Raw genomic sequence first — 16322 nt, 5'->3', positions numbered from 1 at the left:
TCAGGCGCCGCCGAATTCGACGACGTTGTAGAAGGGCACTTGGCCAAGGCCGGCCACCTCCAGCACCGGGCCGGTGGCGCTGGTGCGGACCTGCACCACGCGGCCGGCCAGCTCAACCGGCGGCATCTCGCCGCTGTCGGTGCGCACCTCCAGGCGGTAGCGGCCCTCGGGCAGGCCGAGGGCGGCGGGGTCGATGCGCACGGGCACGCGGCCGGGCTGCTGGGGGCCGAGCTGCAGCGTGGTGCGCCGGCCGCTCTCGCTGACCAGTTCCAGCTGGGTGCTGCCCGAGGGGGATGTGAGGCGTATCTCGCCGTCGATCACGCGGCCGGCGAGGGTCACGCTGTCGCTGGCGACCTTGACCTGCTGGCCCACCAGCCCGGCGGCGGTGAGGGTCTGCAGGTTGTCCACCAGCACCAGGCTGCCCTGGGCGACCCGGGTCAGGTTGGCCATGCTGCGCACCTGGGCGAGGTTGGCGTACTGGTTGATGTACTGGCTGCTGTCGGCGGGGTTGGTCGGATCCTGGTTCTGGATCTGCGCACTCATGAGGGTGATGAAGGTGTTCTCCATCTGGGCCACGTCGCGCAGGTCGAAGGCCGGGTTGGCCTGCACCTCGCGACCGGCCGGGGTGCGGCTGGCGGTTTCGTTGTCGATGCGGTTCATCAGGCTTCTCCCAGGCGCAACAGGCCTTGCTGCATGCTCTTGACGCGGTTGAGGACCTCGACGTTGGTCTCGAAGCCGCGCGAGGCGGAGAGCATGTCGGTCATCTCCTCGATGGGGTTCACGTCCGGGTAGAACACGTAGCCGTCGCGGTCGGCAAGCGGGCTGCCCGGCTCGTAGCGCCGGCGCGGCTCGGCCTGGCTGGCGATCACGTCCAGCACCTGCACCCGGGCGCCGCCCAGGCCCGCGGGACGGGACAGCTCGCCGTTCTCGTAGATGGCGGCGAACAGCGGCTTGCGTGGCCGGTACACGGCCTCGCGGCTGCCGGCGGCGGATTCGACGTTGGCCAGGTTGCTGGCGATGGTGTTGAGGCGCACGGTCTGGGCGTTCATGGCCGAGCCGGCGATGCGGTAGATGGCGTCGAAGGACATGGTCAACGGCCCTCGATGGCCTGCTTGAGGCCTCGGAACTTCATGGTGAGAAAGGTCAGGCTCGTCTGGAAATCCATGGCGTTGCGGGAAAATTCCGCCTGCTCCACGCCCTGCTCCACGCTGTTGCCATCCAGGGAGGGGTTGAACGGCACGCGGTACTTCAACCTCGGCGCCTGGTCCTCCAGGCCCGGCAGGCGGTACTCGGCGCCCTGGCGCATCTGCTCGGCAAAGTCGAAATCCCGGGCCCGGAAGCCGGGGGTGGACTCGTTTGCCAGGTTCGACGAGAGGATTTCGCTGCGCTGCATGCGCAATTCCAGCGCCTGGGCGTGAACCCTCAGGCTGTCTTCGATTCGTATACTCATGGGCCCTCGGCCTCCTCACGGATGGGGACGGATGCCCTATCGCAGGAAGCGTGCCGGGTTCGGGCACACCCTAAATTTTTCTTATTTTTCAGTCAGTTGAATGAATTCATCAGCCAACCAGAATCGTCCCGGGCTTCCGCTTTCGAACGCCTCCCGTGCCCACGCGGGAAGGCTCGCTTCCGCCCTCTTCCTCGTGCTCGCGGGCGTGGTCGCGCCCTGTGCCAAGGCCGACACCAAGGTCGCCAGCCAGGTGCTGGAAGCGGTCGCCCAGCAGCAGGACGCGCGCCTCGACGCGCTCGCACTCAGCAAGGGCTGGCAAGGCCTGGAGCACACACTGGAAAGCCAGGTGCTGGGAGAAACCGCGTCGCTGAAGCCCTGCAGCGGGCCCCTGTCAGTGACGGCGGAAGCGACCCTGCCCGACCCGCTGGCCCGCCAGCGCTACCGGGTGAAATGCCCGGAAGGCTGGCAGCGGGTGGTGGTGAGCCAGGCCAGCGTGCGCCTGCCGGTGCTGGTCAGCCGCGTTGCCATCGAGCGCAACGCGACGCTGGAGGCGCGCCAGCTGGAGCGCAAGGTCATGCCGCTGGAGCGCCTGCGCCGGGGCTTCTACCAGACCCCGGCAGAGGTGGTCGGCCAGAGCGCCCGGCGCAGCCTGCGCGCGGGCCAGGTGATCGGCCCGGCGAGCCTGGCGCCGCCGGTGCTGGTGCGGCGTGGGCAGCGGGTGACGGTGGTGGCGGCGGTGGGCGGGCTGAACGCCTCGGTGGAGGCCGAGGCGCTGGAGGATGGCCGCCAGGGCGAGCGCATCAAGCTGCGCAACACCTCCAGCCGCAAGCCGCTGGAGGCGAAGGTGACGGGCCCGGGGCAGGTGCAACTGCCCTGAGCCCTGTCAGGCCCAGGGTGCAGGCTCGCCGAAGAGCCGGCCCTGCACGCCCTGGATGCCCATTTCACGCAGCACCGCCAGTTCCCCTTCGGTTTCCACGCGCTCGGCGATCAGCGGCAGGTCGATGCTGTTGGCCGCGCGCTGCATGGCCTCGATGAACAGGCGCTTGTCGTTCTCCTGGTCGATGGCGCGGATGTGGCTGCCGTCCACCTTGAGGTAGGCCAGGCCCAGGCGGGCGAGGTTGCCGATCATGCTGAAGCGCCCGCCGAAGTGCTGCAGGCTGAGGGCGAAGCCCAGCTCGCGCAGGCGCCGGGTGAGGCGCTCCAGCACGGCCTGGTCGGGCAGTTGGTCCTCTTCCAGCTCCAGGGTCAGGCGCGGGCCCAGCTGTGGGTGCTGGCGCAGCAGCTCGAAGGCGCGCTCCAAGGCGACGCGGTCGCGCAGCAGCGCGCCAGAGAGGTTCAGGGCCAGCGGGCGATCGTGCCCGGCCATCTGCTCCAGCACCCGCTGCAGCATCACCAGGTCGAGCCGGGCGGACCAACCGAAGCGCTCCAACCAGGGCAGGAAGCGGCCGGCGGCGATGCTGCCGCCCTGCCCGTCCGGCAGGCGCGAGAGCACCTTGTGGTGCAGCACGCGCTGGGGATCGCGGCTGTCCACCACCGGCTGGAAGTACAGCTCGAAACGCCGGGCGGCCAGCGCCTCGTCCAGCAGGCGGTGCCAGGTGTGGCGGTCTTCGCCGCCCTGCGCCGCGTCGCTGTGCTCGACGCAGGCCCAGGCCTGGCCGCCTTCGCGCTCGGCGCGGGCCAGGGCCTCGTCGGCCAGGCGCATCAGTTCGTCCTGGGCCTCGCCCGGGGCGAAGGGCGCGAGGCCGATGTGGGCCACCGGCAGGCTGTCGGTGGCACCGGTCTCGGCCAGGCTGACCAGCGCGGCGTCGAGGCGCTCGGCCAGGTGCTCGGCCTCCTCGCGGGTCAGCCCCGCGCCCAGCAGGACGAACTCGCCACCCCGGCTGCGGGCCAGGGGGAAGCCGGCACCGGCACGCTTGAGCTGCTCGGCCACGGCCTTGAGCAACTGGTCGGTGCGTGGGCCACCGAGGCGCTGGTTGAGGCCGGCGAGGTCGTTGACCCGCAGCAGCAGCAGGTAGCCGTTGCAGGCGCGCTCGTCGCTGCCCAGGCGGTCCTGCAGCTGCAGTTCGAAATAGCGGCGGTTGCCGAGGCCGGTGAGGCTGTCCTGGTAGGCCTCGTCGCGCAGCCGCTCGCTGCGTTCGGCCTGTTCCTGGAACAGCGCCTTGAGCTTCTCCACCATCTGGTTCATGGCCTGCACCACCCGGCGCAGCTCGGGGGTGCGCGGCAGTTGCGGCAGGCTGAGGAACTCGCGGCGGGCGATGGCGTGGGACTGCTCGACCATGTAGTCCAGCGGCTTGAGCTGGCGACGCAGCAGCACGGCGCCCAGGCCGGCGCTGGCCAGGCCGCAGACCAGCAGCCAGCCGAGGGTGCCCAGGGCGGTCTGCCAGAGCTTGGCGATGGCGAACATCGGGTGGCTCTGCACCTCGACCCGTGCGGCCTGGGTCCAGCCACGGCTGACGATGGCGTCGCCCCCGGCGGACTGCAGCCCCACCAGGGCGACGAACCACTGCGGGACGTTGGCCGCCACCGCGTCCGGCACGCCGGTGCGCTCCACCATCACCTGGCCGGTGGCGGTGTCGACCACGCGGATGCGCTCGAAATAGCCGCTGTCGAAGATCGAGCTGACCATCAGCTCCACCATCGCCGGGTCGTCGATGTGCGGCGTCAGCGACAGGCCCAGCGCCGTGGCGGCGTCCTGGGCGTGGGAACGCAGCTGGTTCTCGTACTGCTCCCGGGAGCTTTCCAGGCTGACCATGAAGCTGCCGCTGAAGGCAACGACCAGGAACAGGCAGATGGCGATCAACAGTTGTTTGAACAGGGACATCCGGACTCCGCTATTCGCTCGTGGGAAAGCCTTCGGCTTTCATCTTCTTCAAAAGGTCCTGCCAGCGTGACAGCCGCTTGGAATCACCCACCTGCTTGCCGCCCTTGCCGGCGAGCCACAGGCCCTCGGCGTTGAAGGCGTACACCGGCAGCAGGTCGCTGCGCTGGCTGGCCGGCAGGATGCCGCCCACCAGGTTGTCCAGCACCAGGGGCACGGCGTCGGGCCGGGCGTAGTAGGTCAGCACCATGTGCGCCTGGTTCAGGCGCAGGGCCTTGACGTAGGTGATGCGCAATTTCTCGCTGGGCACGCCGAGGTGGCGCAGGCTGATGTACTTGGCGATGGCGTAGTCCTCGCAATCGCCGGCGCCCTTGCGCAGCGCCTCCACCGGGGTGGCCCAGTAGTCCACCTGGCCCCAGGTGGCGAGGTCGTCGGTGAAGCGCAGCTTGGCGTTGAAGAAGCGGTTCACCTCTTCCAGCTGCTTCTTCTCGTCGGCGCCGGCCAGGCGGCCCAGCAGGGCCTGCCATTCATCGACCCGGGCCTTGCCGGGACCGAGGGGGCCGTAGAGGGCTTCGGCACGGCGGCTGATGAGGGCGAAATCCCAATCGGCGTGGAGCGCACCGGCCAGCAACGCCAGCAGGCATGGCGCGGCCAGCGCCAGTGTGCGCCACCCCCTTGCCCTGCCCACGGTCCGTCCACTGCCTTGCACCATCGCCACCGACCACCAGGCCTGAAAACCCGGCGCGCATGGTGCGGATTCGAGGCGGAAAACTCAATGGCGTTGTGCCGCTACGGCGCGGTGTTGGCGGGGGGTACGTCGCGCTTCAGCACGCCCAGGGCCTGGACCAGGCTGGCCTGGGACAGCTCGCCCAGGTGGCTGCCGACCTGGCGCCCCTCGGCATCGAAGAACAGCGTGGTGGGCAGCGCGCGGGAGCCGACCCGCTGCCCCAGCCGGGTGCCGCCATCCAGCAGCACGTGGCCGAGGCTGAGCCCCTCCTTGGCCAGGTAGTGGCGGACCGTTTCGGCGTCCTCGCCCTGGTTGACGAACAGGAAGAGCACGTCGGCATGCTGCTGGGCGGCGCTGGCGAGCACCGGCATCTCGCGGCGACAGGGCGGGCACCAGGTGGCCCAGAGGTTCACCACCAGCGGCTGGCCCTGGTAGTCCTCCAGCCGCACCGGCCGGCCGTTGCGGTCCTGCAGGGCCACCGGCGGCAGGCGGGTGCCGCGCTCCAGGGCCTGCATCAGCGCCTGCCCCATGCCCCACAGCAGCAGCCCGCTGAGCAGCGCGACGCCCAGGGGCCGGCGCAGCGGCGGGCGCCGCCAGAGCAGCCAGCCGGCCAGCGCCAGGGCCGCCAGCACGCCGGGCCAGGCGATGAAGCCGCCGTCGCGGATGTCCAGCACCTGCCAGGGGGCCTCGCGGAAGTGCTCGGCATAGGCGACGACGAACGCCAGGCGCGCGCCCACCAGCGCCACCAGCAGCAGGTTGAACAGCACCGCCTCGGGGTTGTGCCCGCTGCGCCGCCCCAGCCACCCGCCAACGACGGTGGCCAGCAGCAGGCTGGCGAGGATCAGCAGGTGCGAAAGCGCCAGGGTGAAAGGCCCGAGGGTGAGGGTCAGCATGGGGTCTCCGGGGTGCCTGGGGCGTCGAACGGCCCGACGGTGGGGCGGCACCGTGCAGCAAACCGCGCAACTCTTCAAGCCTTGCCCGGACTTGATCCAGCGCAGCGCCGCAGCACCTATGCTTCCCCAGAATCAGCGCATCAACGACAAGGAGGCAAACCATGCGCCTGTTCTTTCTGGGTGGAGCCGGGACGGTGACCGGCAGCAAGTACCTGCTGGACCACAACGGCAAGCGACTGCTGGTGGACTGCGGGCTGTTCCAGGGCTACAAGCAGCTGCGCGAGCGCAACTGGGACCACTTCCCGGTGCGCCCGCAGCGCCTGGATGCCATCGTGCTGACCCACGCCCACCTGGACCACAGCGGCTACCTGCCGGTGCTGGTGAAGGCCGGCTACCGGGGGCCGATCTACGCCACCGAGGCGACCTGCGAGCTGGCGCGCATCCTCCTGCTGGACAGCGGGCGGCTGCAGGAAGAGGAAGCCGAGTTCGCCAACCGCCACGGCTTCTCCCGCCATGCCCCGGCACTGCCGCTGTACACCGAGGAGGACGCCGAGCGCACCCTGCGCCTGCTGCGCCCCCTGCCCTTCAACCGCAGCGTGGACATCCTCGGCGACCTGCGGGTGACCATGCGCCCGGCCGGCCACATTCTCGGCGCGGCCAGCGTGGAGCTGCGCGCCGGCGACATCACCCTGGGCTGCTCCGGCGATGTCGGCCGCCCCGACGATGCGCTGATGCTGCCCCCGCAGCCGCTGCAGGCCGCCGACTACCTGCTGGTGGAGTCCACCTACGGCAACCGCAACCACACCCCGACGATGGCCGAGGACCAGTTGGCCGAGGTGATCACCCGCACTGCCCTGCGCCGGGGCATCACCGTGGTCCCGGCCTTCGCCGTGGGCCGCGCGCAGCTGCTGCTGCACCTGATCGACAAGCTCAAGCGCGCCGGGCGCATCCCCGACCTGCCGATCTACCTCAACAGCCCCATGGCCACCGACGTGACCGCGCTCTACCAGCGCTATTGCGACCTGCACCGGCTCAATGCCGAGGACTGCCTGGGCATGTGCAAGGTGGCGCACATCGTGCGTTCGGTGGACGAATCCAAGCGCCTGGACGACATGCGCGCGCCCTCGGTGATCATCGCCGGCAGCGGCATGGCCACCGGCGGGCGGGTGCTGCACCACCTGAAGTCCCTGGCGCCCGACCCGCGCAACACCATCCTGCTGTCCGGCTACCAGGCTGGCGGCACCCGTGGCGCGCTGATCGCCGGCGGCGCCGACAAGGTGCGCATCCACGGTGTGGACGTGCCCATCCGCGCCGAGGTGGTCCAGCTGGAAAACCTCTCCGCCCACGCCGATGCCGACGAGATCCTCGACTGGCTGCGCCAGTTGCCCAAGCCGCCGAAGCACACCTATGTGGTCCACGGTGAACCGGACGCCGCCGACTGCCTGCGCCGGCGCATCTCCCAGGAGCTGGGCTGGTCGGCCTCGGTGGCGGAACATCGCCAACGCGTGAACCTCGAATGAGGACGGGGCGGCAAGCCTGGCGATCGGTGCAACGTCGGGCTTGCCGTCACGGGAAAAATTACGCAGAGTGTAAATAGATTATGAAAACAACAGCGTCGGCGGTCTCCCCGACTGGCGCGTGACCTTGCGAGAGCCTGCCATGGACCTCTACACCTATTACCGCTCCACCTCCTCCTACCGGGTGCGCATCGCCCTGGCACTGAAGGGGCTGGAGGTCCACATGCTCCCGGTCAACCTGATCAAGGACGGCGGCGAACACCGCCAGCCGGCCTACCGCGCCATCAACCCCCAGGGCCGCGTGCCCGCGCTGCGTACCGACGAAGGCGCGGTGCTGATCCAGTCCCCGGCCATCCTCGAATACCTCGACGAACACTACCCCGAGCCCGCCCTGCTGCCCGGCGATGCGCTGCAGCGCGCCCGCCAGCGCCAGGTGACAGCGCTGATCGGCTGCGACATCCACCCGTTGCACAACGTGGCCGTGCTCAACCGCCTGCGGCAGATGGGCGCCGATGAAACCACCGTCAACGACTGGATCGCCCACTGGATCGGCGAGGGCCTGGCGGCGGTGGAAGCGCTGATCGGCGACACCGGCTACTGCTTCGGCGACGCACCGGGCATGGCCGATGTCTACCTGCTGCCGCAGGTGTATGCCGCCCGCCGCTTCAACGTGGACCTCTCCGGCTACCCGCGTATCCTGAGGGTCGAACGCCTGGCGCTGGAGCACCCCGCCTTCCGCGCCGCCCACCCGGACGCCCAGGCCGACAAGCCGGCCTGAGGAGCGCACCCATGCAGAGCCTCGCTTTCAAGGTCACCATCGGCGATCACCTCGCGCGCAGCGTGCGCGGGGTGTCCTGCGCGCCGCCGCGAAGCGTTTGATCGACCGACAGACGCCTTCAACCTTTCGCGGCGCGACCGCAACCTGATCCGAGGAGCCATGCCATGGCCGACATCTTTGAAAACCCCATGGGCCTGATGGGCTTCGAGTTCATCGAACTCGCCTCCCCCACCCCCAACGTCCTTGAGCCGGTGTTCGCCGCCATGGGCTTCACCAAGGTGGCCACCCACCGTTCCAAGGACGTGCACCTGTATCGCCAGGGTGAGATCAACCTGATCCTCAACAACGAGCCCAAGAGCCAGGCCGCCTACTTCGCCGCCGAACACGGGCCCTCCGTGTGCGGCATGGCCTTCCGCGTGAAGAACGCCCACCAGGCCTATGCCCGTGCCCTGGCCCTGGGCGCCCAGCCCATCGAGATTCCCACCGGGCCGATGGAACTGCGCCTGCCGGCGATAAAGGGCATCGGCGGTGCGCCGCTGTACCTGATCGACCGCTTCGGCGAAGGCTCGTCGATCTACGACATCGACTTCGAGTTCATCGAAGGCGTGGACCGCAACCCCAAGGGCGCGGGCCTGAAGATCATCGACCACCTCACCCACAACGTGTACCGCGGTCGCATGGCCTACTGGGCGGACTTCTACGAGAAGCTGTTCAACTTCCGCGAGATCCGCTACTTCGACATCAAGGGCGAGTACACCGGGCTGACCTCCAAGGCCATGACCGCGCCGGACGGCATGATCCGCATCCCGCTCAACGAGGAATCCTCCAAGGGCGCCGGGCAGATCGAGGAGTTCCTGATGCAGTTCAACGGCGAGGGCATCCAGCACGTGGCCTTCCTCACCGACGACCTGATCAGCACCTGGGACAACCTCAAGGCCCTGGGCATGCGCTTCATGACCGCACCGCCCACCACCTACTACGAGATGCTCGAAGGCCGCCTGCCCAACCACGGCGAGCCGGTGGACGCCCTGCAGTCCCGCGGCATCCTGCTGGACGGCACCTCCGAAGGCGGCGAACGCCGGCTGCTGCTGCAGATCTTCTCGGAGACCCTGCTCGGCCCGGTGTTCTTCGAGTTCATCCAGCGCAAGGGCGACAGCGGCTTCGGCGAGGGCAACTTCAAGGCCCTGTTCGAATCCATCGAACGCGACCAGATCCGCCGGGGCGTGCTCGCCACCGAGTGAGCCATCGCCCTAACGAGAAAGCCCGCATCAAGCGGGCTTTTTCATGACTGCCATCCAGGCACCGCCCCTACGCCCGAACGGCGCCGCGCCGGTTTGTGGGAGCGGTTTCAACCGCGAAAGCGCTTCGCCCTTACAACTGCACGCGGCCTACCGGACGCCCTCGCTCACGCCGGACGAACCCCCGCCATCCGCGCGGTGATGGTTTCGGCCGCCTGCTTCAGCAACGCTGCCGCGCGGCCGCTGGTCTCGGCATGGAAGCCGCTGGCGGCGCCCACCACCGTGATCACCCCGGCGATCTGCTCGCCGACCGCGAACACCGGCGCGGACAGCGCGTTGACCCCCGGCATCAGCAAGCCGTGCACGTGGTGCAGGCCGCTGGCGCGGATCTCCGCGACCTGGGCCGCCAGGGCCTTGGCATCGGGTACGCCGGGCAGGTGCGCTTCCTCGTCCCGCAGCGGCGCGAATTCCGCCTCCGGCAGGTAGCTGGCGAACACCAGGCCGGTGGAGGAGCCCAGCAGCGGCAGCACCGAGCCCACGCGGGTCACCAGGGTCACCGCGCGCAGCGGCTGCTCCACATGCACCACCGTCGGCCCCTTGTTGCCCCACACAGCCAGGAAGCAGGTCTCGTTGAGTTCATCGCGCAGGGCCGACAGCGTCGGTGTGGCCGCACGCACCACATCCAGACCGCCGATGGCGGCCAGGCCGACGAACAGGGCCTCGGGCCCCAGGCCGTAGTGGTTGGTGGTGGCGTCCTGGGCGGCGAAACCGCTGGCGATCAGCGCCTGCAGGTAGCGATGGACCTTGGCCGCCGGCATGCCCAGGTGCTCTGCCAGCCGTGACAGCGACGTGGCCGGCGCCAGCTGGGCCAGCCCCTTGAGGATCTCGGTGCCGACTTCCGCCGCCTGCACCTTCTGTCGCTTGGACGCCTCGGCGTCGTCCTTCTGGATGGCCATGCACTGCCCCGCTTCGCTTAGGAGGCCGCTGTTATAGCTTGACCCCTTCCGCCTTTCAAATTACGTTATCCGTAATTCAATTACAAAAATCAGAGGCCATCCATGTCACCCGCGCTGCCCTCCTCCGACCTGCACTACCTGAGCGGTTTCAACAACGAGTTCGCCAGCGAGGCCCTGCCGGGCGCCCTGCCCGTCGGCCAGAATTCCCCGCAGCGCGCGCCCTATGGCCTGTATGCCGAGCAGTTCTCCGGCACCGCCTTCACCGTGCCGCGCGCCGAAGCCCGCCGCACCTGGCTGTACCGCATCCGTCCTTCTGCCGCGCACCCGCGCTTCGAGCGCCTGGAGCGGCAGATTCCCGGCCGTGAGATGGGCCCGGTCAACCCCAACCGCCTGCGCTGGAACCCCCACCCCATTCCCCAGGCCCGCACCGACTTCATCGACGGTCTGCTGACCCTGGTCGCCACCGCCGATGCCGAGCAGGCCAGCGGTGTCAGCGTGCACCTCTATTGCGCCAACGCTTCCATGGAGCGGGTGTTCTTCAACGCCGACGGCGAATTGCTGATCGTCCCCGAGCAGGGCCGCCTGCGCCTGGTCACCGAACTGGGCGTGCTGGAGGTGGAGCCGCTGGAGATCGCCGTCCTCCCCCGCGGCATGAAGTTCCGCGTCGAGCTGCTGGACGCCAGTGCCCGGGGCTACATCTGCGAGAACCACGGCGCGGCCCTGCGCATCCCCGACCTCGGCCCCATCGGCAGCAACGGCCTGGCCAATCCCCGCGACTTCCTCGCCCCCGTGGCCCGCTACGAAGACCTGGAAGCCCCCACCGTACTGGTGCAGAAGTACCTCGGTGAACTCTGGGCCACCACCCTCGGCCATTCGCCGCTGGACGTGGTCGCCTGGCACGGCAACAACGTGCCCTACAAGTACGACCTGCGCCTGTTCAACACCATCGGCACGGTCAGCTACGACCACCCGGACCCGTCGATCTTCACCGTGCTCACCTCGCCCAGCGACACCCCCGGCATGGCCAACGTCGACTTCGTGATCTTCCCGCCGCGCTGGATGGTGGCCGAGAAGACCTTCCGTCCGCCGTGGTTCCACCGCAACCTGATGAACGAGTTCATGGGGCTCATCCAGGGCGCGTACGATGCCAAGGCCGACGGCTTCGCCCCCGGTGGTGCCTCGCTGCACACCTGCATGAGCGCCCACGGCCCGGACAACGCCAGCACCACCGCCGCCATCGCCGCCGAGCTCAAGCCCCACAAGCTCGACCACACCATGGCCTTCATGTTCGAGACCGGCCGCGTGCTGCGCCCCAGCCGCTACGCCCTCGAATGCGCCGCCCTGCAGAGCGACTACGATGCCTGCTGGGACGGCATGGCCAAGACCTTCGACAAGGGCAGGATCTGATCGATGACTTCACACGACACCCGCACCAGCTGGATCGAATCGGCCAACGGCCACCCCGACTTCCCCCTGCAGAACCTGCCGCTGGGCATCTTCAGCCCGGCCGGCGGCACCCCACGGGGCGGCGTCGCCATCGGCGCGCACATCTTCGACCTGAAGATCGCCAGCACGGCCGGCCTGTTCGACGGTGAGGCCGCCGAAGCCGCCCGCGTCGCCGCCGGCGAAGACCTCAACGCCTTCTTCGCCCTCGGCGCCAACGCCCGCCGCGCCCTGCGCCGCCAGCTGCAGGAACTGCTCGCCGCAGGCAGCCCCGCCCAGGCCCGACTGGAGGCCCTCGGCGCCGAGCTGCTGCCGCTGGCCGCCGACTGCCAGTTGCACCTGCCGGCACGCATCGGCGACTACACCGACTTCTACGTCGGCATCCACCACGCCAACAACGTCGGCCGGCTGTTCCGCCCGGACAACCCGCTGCTGCCCAACTACAAGTACGTGCCCATCGGCTACCACGGCCGCGCCTCCACCGTGTGCGTCTCCGGCACCCCGGTGCACCGCCCCAACGGCCAGACCCTGCCACCGGGCGCCGAAGTGCCGAGCTTCGGCCCCAGCAAGCGCCTGGACTACGAACTGGAGCTGGGCATCTGGATCGGCCAGGGCAACGCCATGGGCGAGGCCATCGAGATCGGCCGCGCGGCCGAGCACATCGCCGGCTTCTGCCTGCTCAACGACTGGTCCGCCCGGGACCTGCAAGCCTGGGAATACCAGCCGCTGGGGCCCTTCCTGGCGAAGAACTTCGCCACCACGGTTTCGCCCTGGGTGGTGACCGCCGAGGCGCTGGAGCCCTTCCGCACCCCGCAACCGGCCCGCCCGGTCGGCGACCCGCAGCCGCTGCCCTACCTGCTGGACGCGGCCGACCAGGCCAATGGCGCCTTCGACATCAAGCTGGAAGTGCTGCTGCAGAGCGCCGCCATGCGCGAGCAGGGCATCGACCCGGTGCGCCTGGCCCTCTCCAACACCCAGCACATGTACTGGACCGTGGCGCAGCTGGTGGCCCACCACGCCGTGGGCGGCTGCAAGCTGCAAGCGGGCGACCTGTTCGGTTCCGGCACCCTGTCCGGCCCCGAGCCGGATGCCTTCGGCAGCCTGCTGGAGAGCACCTTCGGCGGCAAGCAGCCGCTGACCCTGCCCGGCGGCGAGCAGCGCACCTTCCTGCAGGAAGGCGACGAAGTGATCCTCAAGGCCTGGTGCGAACGCGAGGGCCTGCCCCGCATCGGCTTCGGCGAGTGCCGCGGCCGCATCCTCTGAGCCCAGCCCCATCCCGCCTGGCGCGGGATGGGGTGCTCACTCTACCTGCCGCGTCTATTTCACCTCGGGCAACGGCACACCGTTGGGCCAGAGCAGCCACAGGCGGCCGTCCTGCTTCATGTGGCCGGCCAGCTCGCCCGCCTCATCCCCCGTACCCCAGAACAGGTCGGCACGCACTTCCCCGACGATGGCACCGCCGGTGTCCTGGGCCGCCACCGGGCGGGTGACCGGGGTGCCGTCCGGGCGGGTGGTTTCCAGCCACATCAGGCTGCCGAGGGGAATCACCTTGCGGTCGATGGCCACGCTGTAGCCGGCGGTCAGCGGCACGTTCAACGAACCACGGGGGCCTTCGGGGCTGTCCGGGCGGGTGACGAAGAACACGTAGCTGGGGTTGCTCGCCAGCAGCTCCGGCACCCGCGTCGGGTTGGCACGGGCCCAGTCGCGGATGGCGCCCATGTTCACCTCCTCCTTCTTCAGGTAGCCCTGCTCCACCAGCCAGCGCCCCACCGGGCGGTACGGGTGGCCGTTCTGGTCGGCGTAGGCGACGCGGATCTGGCTGCCGTCCTCCAGACGGATGCGCCCGGAACCCTGGATCTGCAGGAACTGCAGGTCCATCGGGTCACCCAGCCAGGCCAGCACCGGGCCGGCATCGGGCTTCTCGCGCAGGGTGGCGGCATCGTCGTAGGGCTTGAGCACACGCCCCTCCAGGCGGCCGCGCAGGCGCTTGCCCTTCAGCTCGGGGTACTGGGACTCCAGCGCCACCACGATCAGGTCGTCCGGCACGCCCAGCACCGGCACCGTCATCTGCTCGGAACGGGCCAGGCTGCCCGGGTAGACGGGCTCGTAGTAGCCGGTGATCAGCCCGCGCTCGCCCTCGCCGGAGCGCAGGCTGTAGAGCGACAGGCGCGCCTGCAGGAAGGTGCGCACCGCAGCCGGGTCGTCCGCGACACCCACGGCCTCGGCACACACCGGGCCCCACACCGGGTCGCGGGCCAGGCGTTCGCACGCAGAGCGCCAGGTAGTGAAGCCGGCCAGCAGGTCGGCATCGCTCACCGGCGGCAGGTCGCTCCAGGCCACGCCCTGGTAGCGCGGCAGCGCCGGGGCTTCGCGTTTCGGGGTGTCGTCGCAGCCGGCGAGCAACAGGAAGGGAGCCAGGGCGAAGGGCCACAGGCGGCGCAGGCGGGAAAGGGACTGGATCAAACGTCGGGTTCCTGGCTGGCAAAAAGAAGCGCGCAGCTTGGGGGAGCCCACCGGCAACGTCAAACGCTGGCCCCTTGCCGTCACCCCCGGCGCCCTTGCTATCTTGGCGCACCGCCGCCATCGCCCCGAGACCTCCATGCCCACCCTCATCGCCAGCCATCCGTTGATCGCCGGCCTCGCCCTGTTGCTGCTCGACATCCTCGCCTGGCGCCTGCTGCCGGCCAGCCCGCGTCCCTGGCGCGTGGCCGCACGGCTGGGGCTGTTCCTGCTCTACAGCTGGGTGCTGATCAGCGCCGGCCTCAGCCCGCTGCTGCCGCCTCCGGGGGCCGACAGCGCCGAAGGCCTGGCCGGCACCGCGCTGGAAATCCTCTGGTGGCTGTACGGCGCCCGCACCCTCACCGTGGTGCTGGGCCTGGTGCTGATCGGCCGCAGCGGCCACACCGGGCGACTGCTGCAGGACGTGCTCGGCGCGCTGATCTTCCTGCTCGCCCTGGTGGCGGCGGCGGCCTACGTGCTGCAACTGCCGGTCAAGGGCCTGCTGGCCACCTCCGGCGCCATGGCCATCGTGGTCGGCCTGGCGCTGCAAAGCACCCTCGCGGATGTGTTCTCCGGGATCATCCTCAACACCACCCGCCCCTACCAACTGGACGACTCCATCGCCATCGACGGCCTCGAAGGCAAGGTCATCGAGATCGACTGGCGCGCCACCCACCTGCTCACCAGCCAGGGCAGCACCGCCGTGATCCCCAACTCCCTGGCGGCCAAGGCGAAGATCATCAACAACAGCCGCCCCCGGGAGATCCATGGCGTGGCCATCACCCTGGAGGTGCCCGCCAGCATCCGCCCGCGCCGGGTGCTGGACGCCCTGGAGCGCACCCTGCGCGGCTGCCGCGACCTGCTGGCCACCCCCGCACCCAAGGTGGCGATGAAAAGCGCCGGCGTGGAGGTCAACCAGTACGAGATCAGCGGCTTCATCGGCGCCGGCGCCAGCAAGGTGGACGTGCGCAACCTGCTGTTCGACCTGGCCCACCGCAACCTGGAGGCCGCCGGCCTGCAGCGGGTGGGCGAAGCGGCCGAACACCCGCGCTCGCGCGAGCGCCTGCTGCTGGACGAGGTGAAGGTCTTCCGCGCCCTGGGCGACGAGGAGAAGGAGCGCCTGGCCCGGCTGATGACCGTCAGCGACCACCCCGCCGGCCAGGTGCTGCTGGAGCGCGGCGACGTGGCCGGGCAGCTCCTGGTGATCGGCAGCGGCGTGGTGTCCGCCGCCCTGCCCGACGGCGACGGCTGGCTGGAGGCCGGGCGCATGGGCCCGGGCGAAGTGATGGGCGAGGAAGGCATCAACGGCGACGCGCCCTCCAGCGCCCGCTTCACCGCCCTCACCTCCTGCCGGCTGTACCGCATCGACGCAGCGGAGATCCGCGATTGCCTGGCGCAACGCAGCGAAGTGCGCACCGCGCTCGACAAGCTGCAGGCCTTCCGCACCCAGGCCAGCCAGTCCCTGCTGACCGAGAAACCCACCGCCATCCGCAAGGGCGGTTTCCTCAGCTGGCTGCACCGGCGCTGAAGCCGGCCGGGTCGCCGTAGCGGCCCGGACATGGCAGGCTTGCCCGGTCCCGTCTTGCCCTGGAGTGACGATGTCCGACCTCAACGACCCCCGCGTCTTCTTCGCCGCCGAGCGCACCCTGCTCGCCTGGAACCGCACCAGCCTCGCGTTGATGGCCTTCGGTTTCGCCATCGAGCGCACCGGCCTGCTGCTGCACCTGCTGCAGCCCGAGCACGCCCAAAGCCTGCAGAACCGCGCGTCCTACTGGGTCGGCCTGGCCCTGCTGCTGCTCGGCGCCTGGTGCGCCTGCTGGTCCTCGCTGCAGTACCGCAAGGTGCTGCGCACCCTCAGGCCCATCGAGATCCCCGAGGGCTACAGCGTCAACTCCGGCCCGCTGATCAACTTCGGCATCGCCCTGCTGGGGCTCGCCCTCGGCGTCTTCCTCCTGCTCGGCCACGCCTGACGGCACACCACCGCATCGCGCCGTGGCGCCTGC

The 16322-nt window shown here is 69.8% G+C and carries 16 protein-coding genes; 8 read left to right on the top strand and 8 right to left on the bottom strand.

Annotated elements, in window-relative coordinates; translation table 11 throughout:
- From BM198_RS03935 to flgB, 3 genes are read right to left on the bottom strand one after another with little or no spacing between them, the layout of a single operon-like run.
- Positions 1-660 (bottom strand): flagellar hook capping FlgD N-terminal domain-containing protein, encoded by a 660-nt coding sequence (locus tag BM198_RS03935; protein ID WP_074967940.1) that lies wholly within the window; start codon positions 658-660, stop codon positions 1-3.
- Positions 660-1088, bottom strand: a complete 429-nt coding sequence (gene flgC, locus BM198_RS03930; protein WP_044407022.1) for a flagellar basal body rod protein FlgC — start codon at positions 1086-1088, stop codon at positions 660-662. The genes BM198_RS03935 and flgC overlap by 1 nt, the downstream gene beginning before the upstream one ends.
- 2 nt (positions 1089-1090) lie before the next feature.
- Positions 1091-1450, bottom strand: a complete 360-nt coding sequence (gene flgB / locus BM198_RS03925; protein ID WP_044407025.1) for a flagellar basal body rod protein FlgB — start codon at positions 1448-1450, stop codon at positions 1091-1093.
- Between the two features lie 205 nt (positions 1451-1655).
- Between flgB and flgA the strand changes: the two genes are divergently transcribed.
- Positions 1656-2327 carry a flagellar basal body P-ring formation chaperone FlgA gene (gene flgA / locus BM198_RS03920; RefSeq protein ID WP_167368447.1) on the top strand — a complete coding sequence of 224 codons (672 nt, stop codon included), beginning with the start codon at positions 1656-1658 and terminating at the stop codon, positions 2325-2327.
- A 6-nt stretch (positions 2328-2333) separates the two neighbouring features.
- Here flgA and lapD read toward each other — a convergent pair whose 3' ends face one another.
- From lapD to BM198_RS03905, 3 genes are all read right to left on the bottom strand, one after another.
- Positions 2334-4271, bottom strand: coding sequence for a cyclic di-GMP receptor LapD (gene lapD, locus BM198_RS03915; protein WP_074967935.1), 1938 nt, complete (start codon positions 4269-4271; stop codon positions 2334-2336).
- A 10-nt stretch (positions 4272-4281) separates the two neighbouring features.
- The gene (lapG, locus tag BM198_RS03910) at positions 4282-4980 is read right to left on the bottom strand and encodes a cysteine protease LapG (RefSeq protein ID WP_082078233.1); all 699 of its coding nucleotides are present in this window, start codon (positions 4978-4980) and stop codon (positions 4282-4284) included.
- Positions 4981-5057: 77 nt separating this feature from the next.
- Positions 5058-5888, bottom strand: a complete 831-nt coding sequence (locus tag BM198_RS03905; RefSeq protein ID WP_074967933.1) for a TlpA disulfide reductase family protein — start codon at positions 5886-5888, stop codon at positions 5058-5060.
- Positions 5889-6049: 161 nt separating this feature from the next.
- On the opposite strand from BM198_RS03905, the gene BM198_RS03900 reads away from it, so the two are divergent.
- The 3 genes from BM198_RS03900 (at position 6050) to hppD (ending at position 9424) form a co-directional block, all read left to right on the top strand.
- Complete coding sequence (locus tag BM198_RS03900) at positions 6050-7408, top strand: MBL fold metallo-hydrolase RNA specificity domain-containing protein (protein WP_074967931.1); 1359 nt, start codon at positions 6050-6052, stop codon at positions 7406-7408.
- Between the two features lie 139 nt (positions 7409-7547).
- Complete coding sequence (maiA, locus tag BM198_RS03895; RefSeq protein WP_074967929.1) at positions 7548-8183, top strand: maleylacetoacetate isomerase; 636 nt, start codon at positions 7548-7550, stop codon at positions 8181-8183.
- A 164-nt stretch (positions 8184-8347) separates the two neighbouring features.
- The gene (gene hppD / locus BM198_RS03890) at positions 8348-9424 is read left to right on the top strand and encodes a 4-hydroxyphenylpyruvate dioxygenase (protein ID WP_074967927.1); all 1077 of its coding nucleotides are present in this window, start codon (positions 8348-8350) and stop codon (positions 9422-9424) included.
- A 164-nt stretch (positions 9425-9588) separates the two neighbouring features.
- Here the strand turns inward: hppD and BM198_RS03885 are convergent, their stop codons facing one another.
- Positions 9589-10377, bottom strand: a complete 789-nt coding sequence (locus BM198_RS03885) for an IclR family transcriptional regulator (RefSeq protein ID WP_074967925.1) — start codon at positions 10375-10377, stop codon at positions 9589-9591.
- Positions 10378-10479: 102 nt separating this feature from the next.
- On the opposite strand from BM198_RS03885, the gene hmgA reads away from it, so the two are divergent.
- Together hmgA and fahA are read left to right on the top strand one after the other, a co-directional pair.
- Positions 10480-11784: a homogentisate 1,2-dioxygenase gene (gene hmgA, locus BM198_RS03880; RefSeq protein WP_074967923.1), complete on the top strand. Its 1305-nt coding sequence runs from the start codon at positions 10480-10482 to the stop codon at positions 11782-11784.
- A 3-nt stretch (positions 11785-11787) separates the two neighbouring features.
- The gene (gene fahA / locus BM198_RS03875; RefSeq protein ID WP_074967921.1) at positions 11788-13083 is read left to right on the top strand and encodes a fumarylacetoacetase; all 1296 of its coding nucleotides are present in this window, start codon (positions 11788-11790) and stop codon (positions 13081-13083) included.
- A 54-nt stretch (positions 13084-13137) separates the two neighbouring features.
- On the opposite strand, the gene mltA is transcribed toward fahA, so the two are convergent.
- The gene (gene mltA / locus BM198_RS03870; RefSeq protein ID WP_244165666.1) at positions 13138-14283 is read right to left on the bottom strand and encodes a murein transglycosylase A; all 1146 of its coding nucleotides are present in this window, start codon (positions 14281-14283) and stop codon (positions 13138-13140) included.
- A gap of 136 nt (positions 14284-14419) precedes the next feature.
- Between mltA and BM198_RS03865 the strand changes: the two genes are divergently transcribed.
- Together BM198_RS03865 and BM198_RS03860 are read left to right on the top strand one after the other, a co-directional pair.
- Positions 14420-15847, top strand: a complete 1428-nt coding sequence (locus BM198_RS03865) for a mechanosensitive ion channel family protein (RefSeq protein WP_044407098.1) — start codon at positions 14420-14422, stop codon at positions 15845-15847.
- 70 nt (positions 15848-15917) lie between these two features.
- A complete protein-coding gene (locus BM198_RS03860) occupies positions 15918-16289 on the top strand; it encodes a YidH family protein (protein WP_074967919.1) in 372 nt (123 codons plus the stop codon).
- Positions 16290-16322 lie beyond the last annotated feature (33 nt).

It is taken from the genome of Metapseudomonas otitidis (genome assembly GCF_900111835.1).
Lineage (GTDB): Bacteria > Pseudomonadota > Gammaproteobacteria > Pseudomonadales > Pseudomonadaceae > Metapseudomonas > Metapseudomonas otitidis.
The sequence above is the reverse complement of the archived record's forward strand: the minus strand, read 5'-3'. Positions and strand labels throughout refer to the sequence as shown.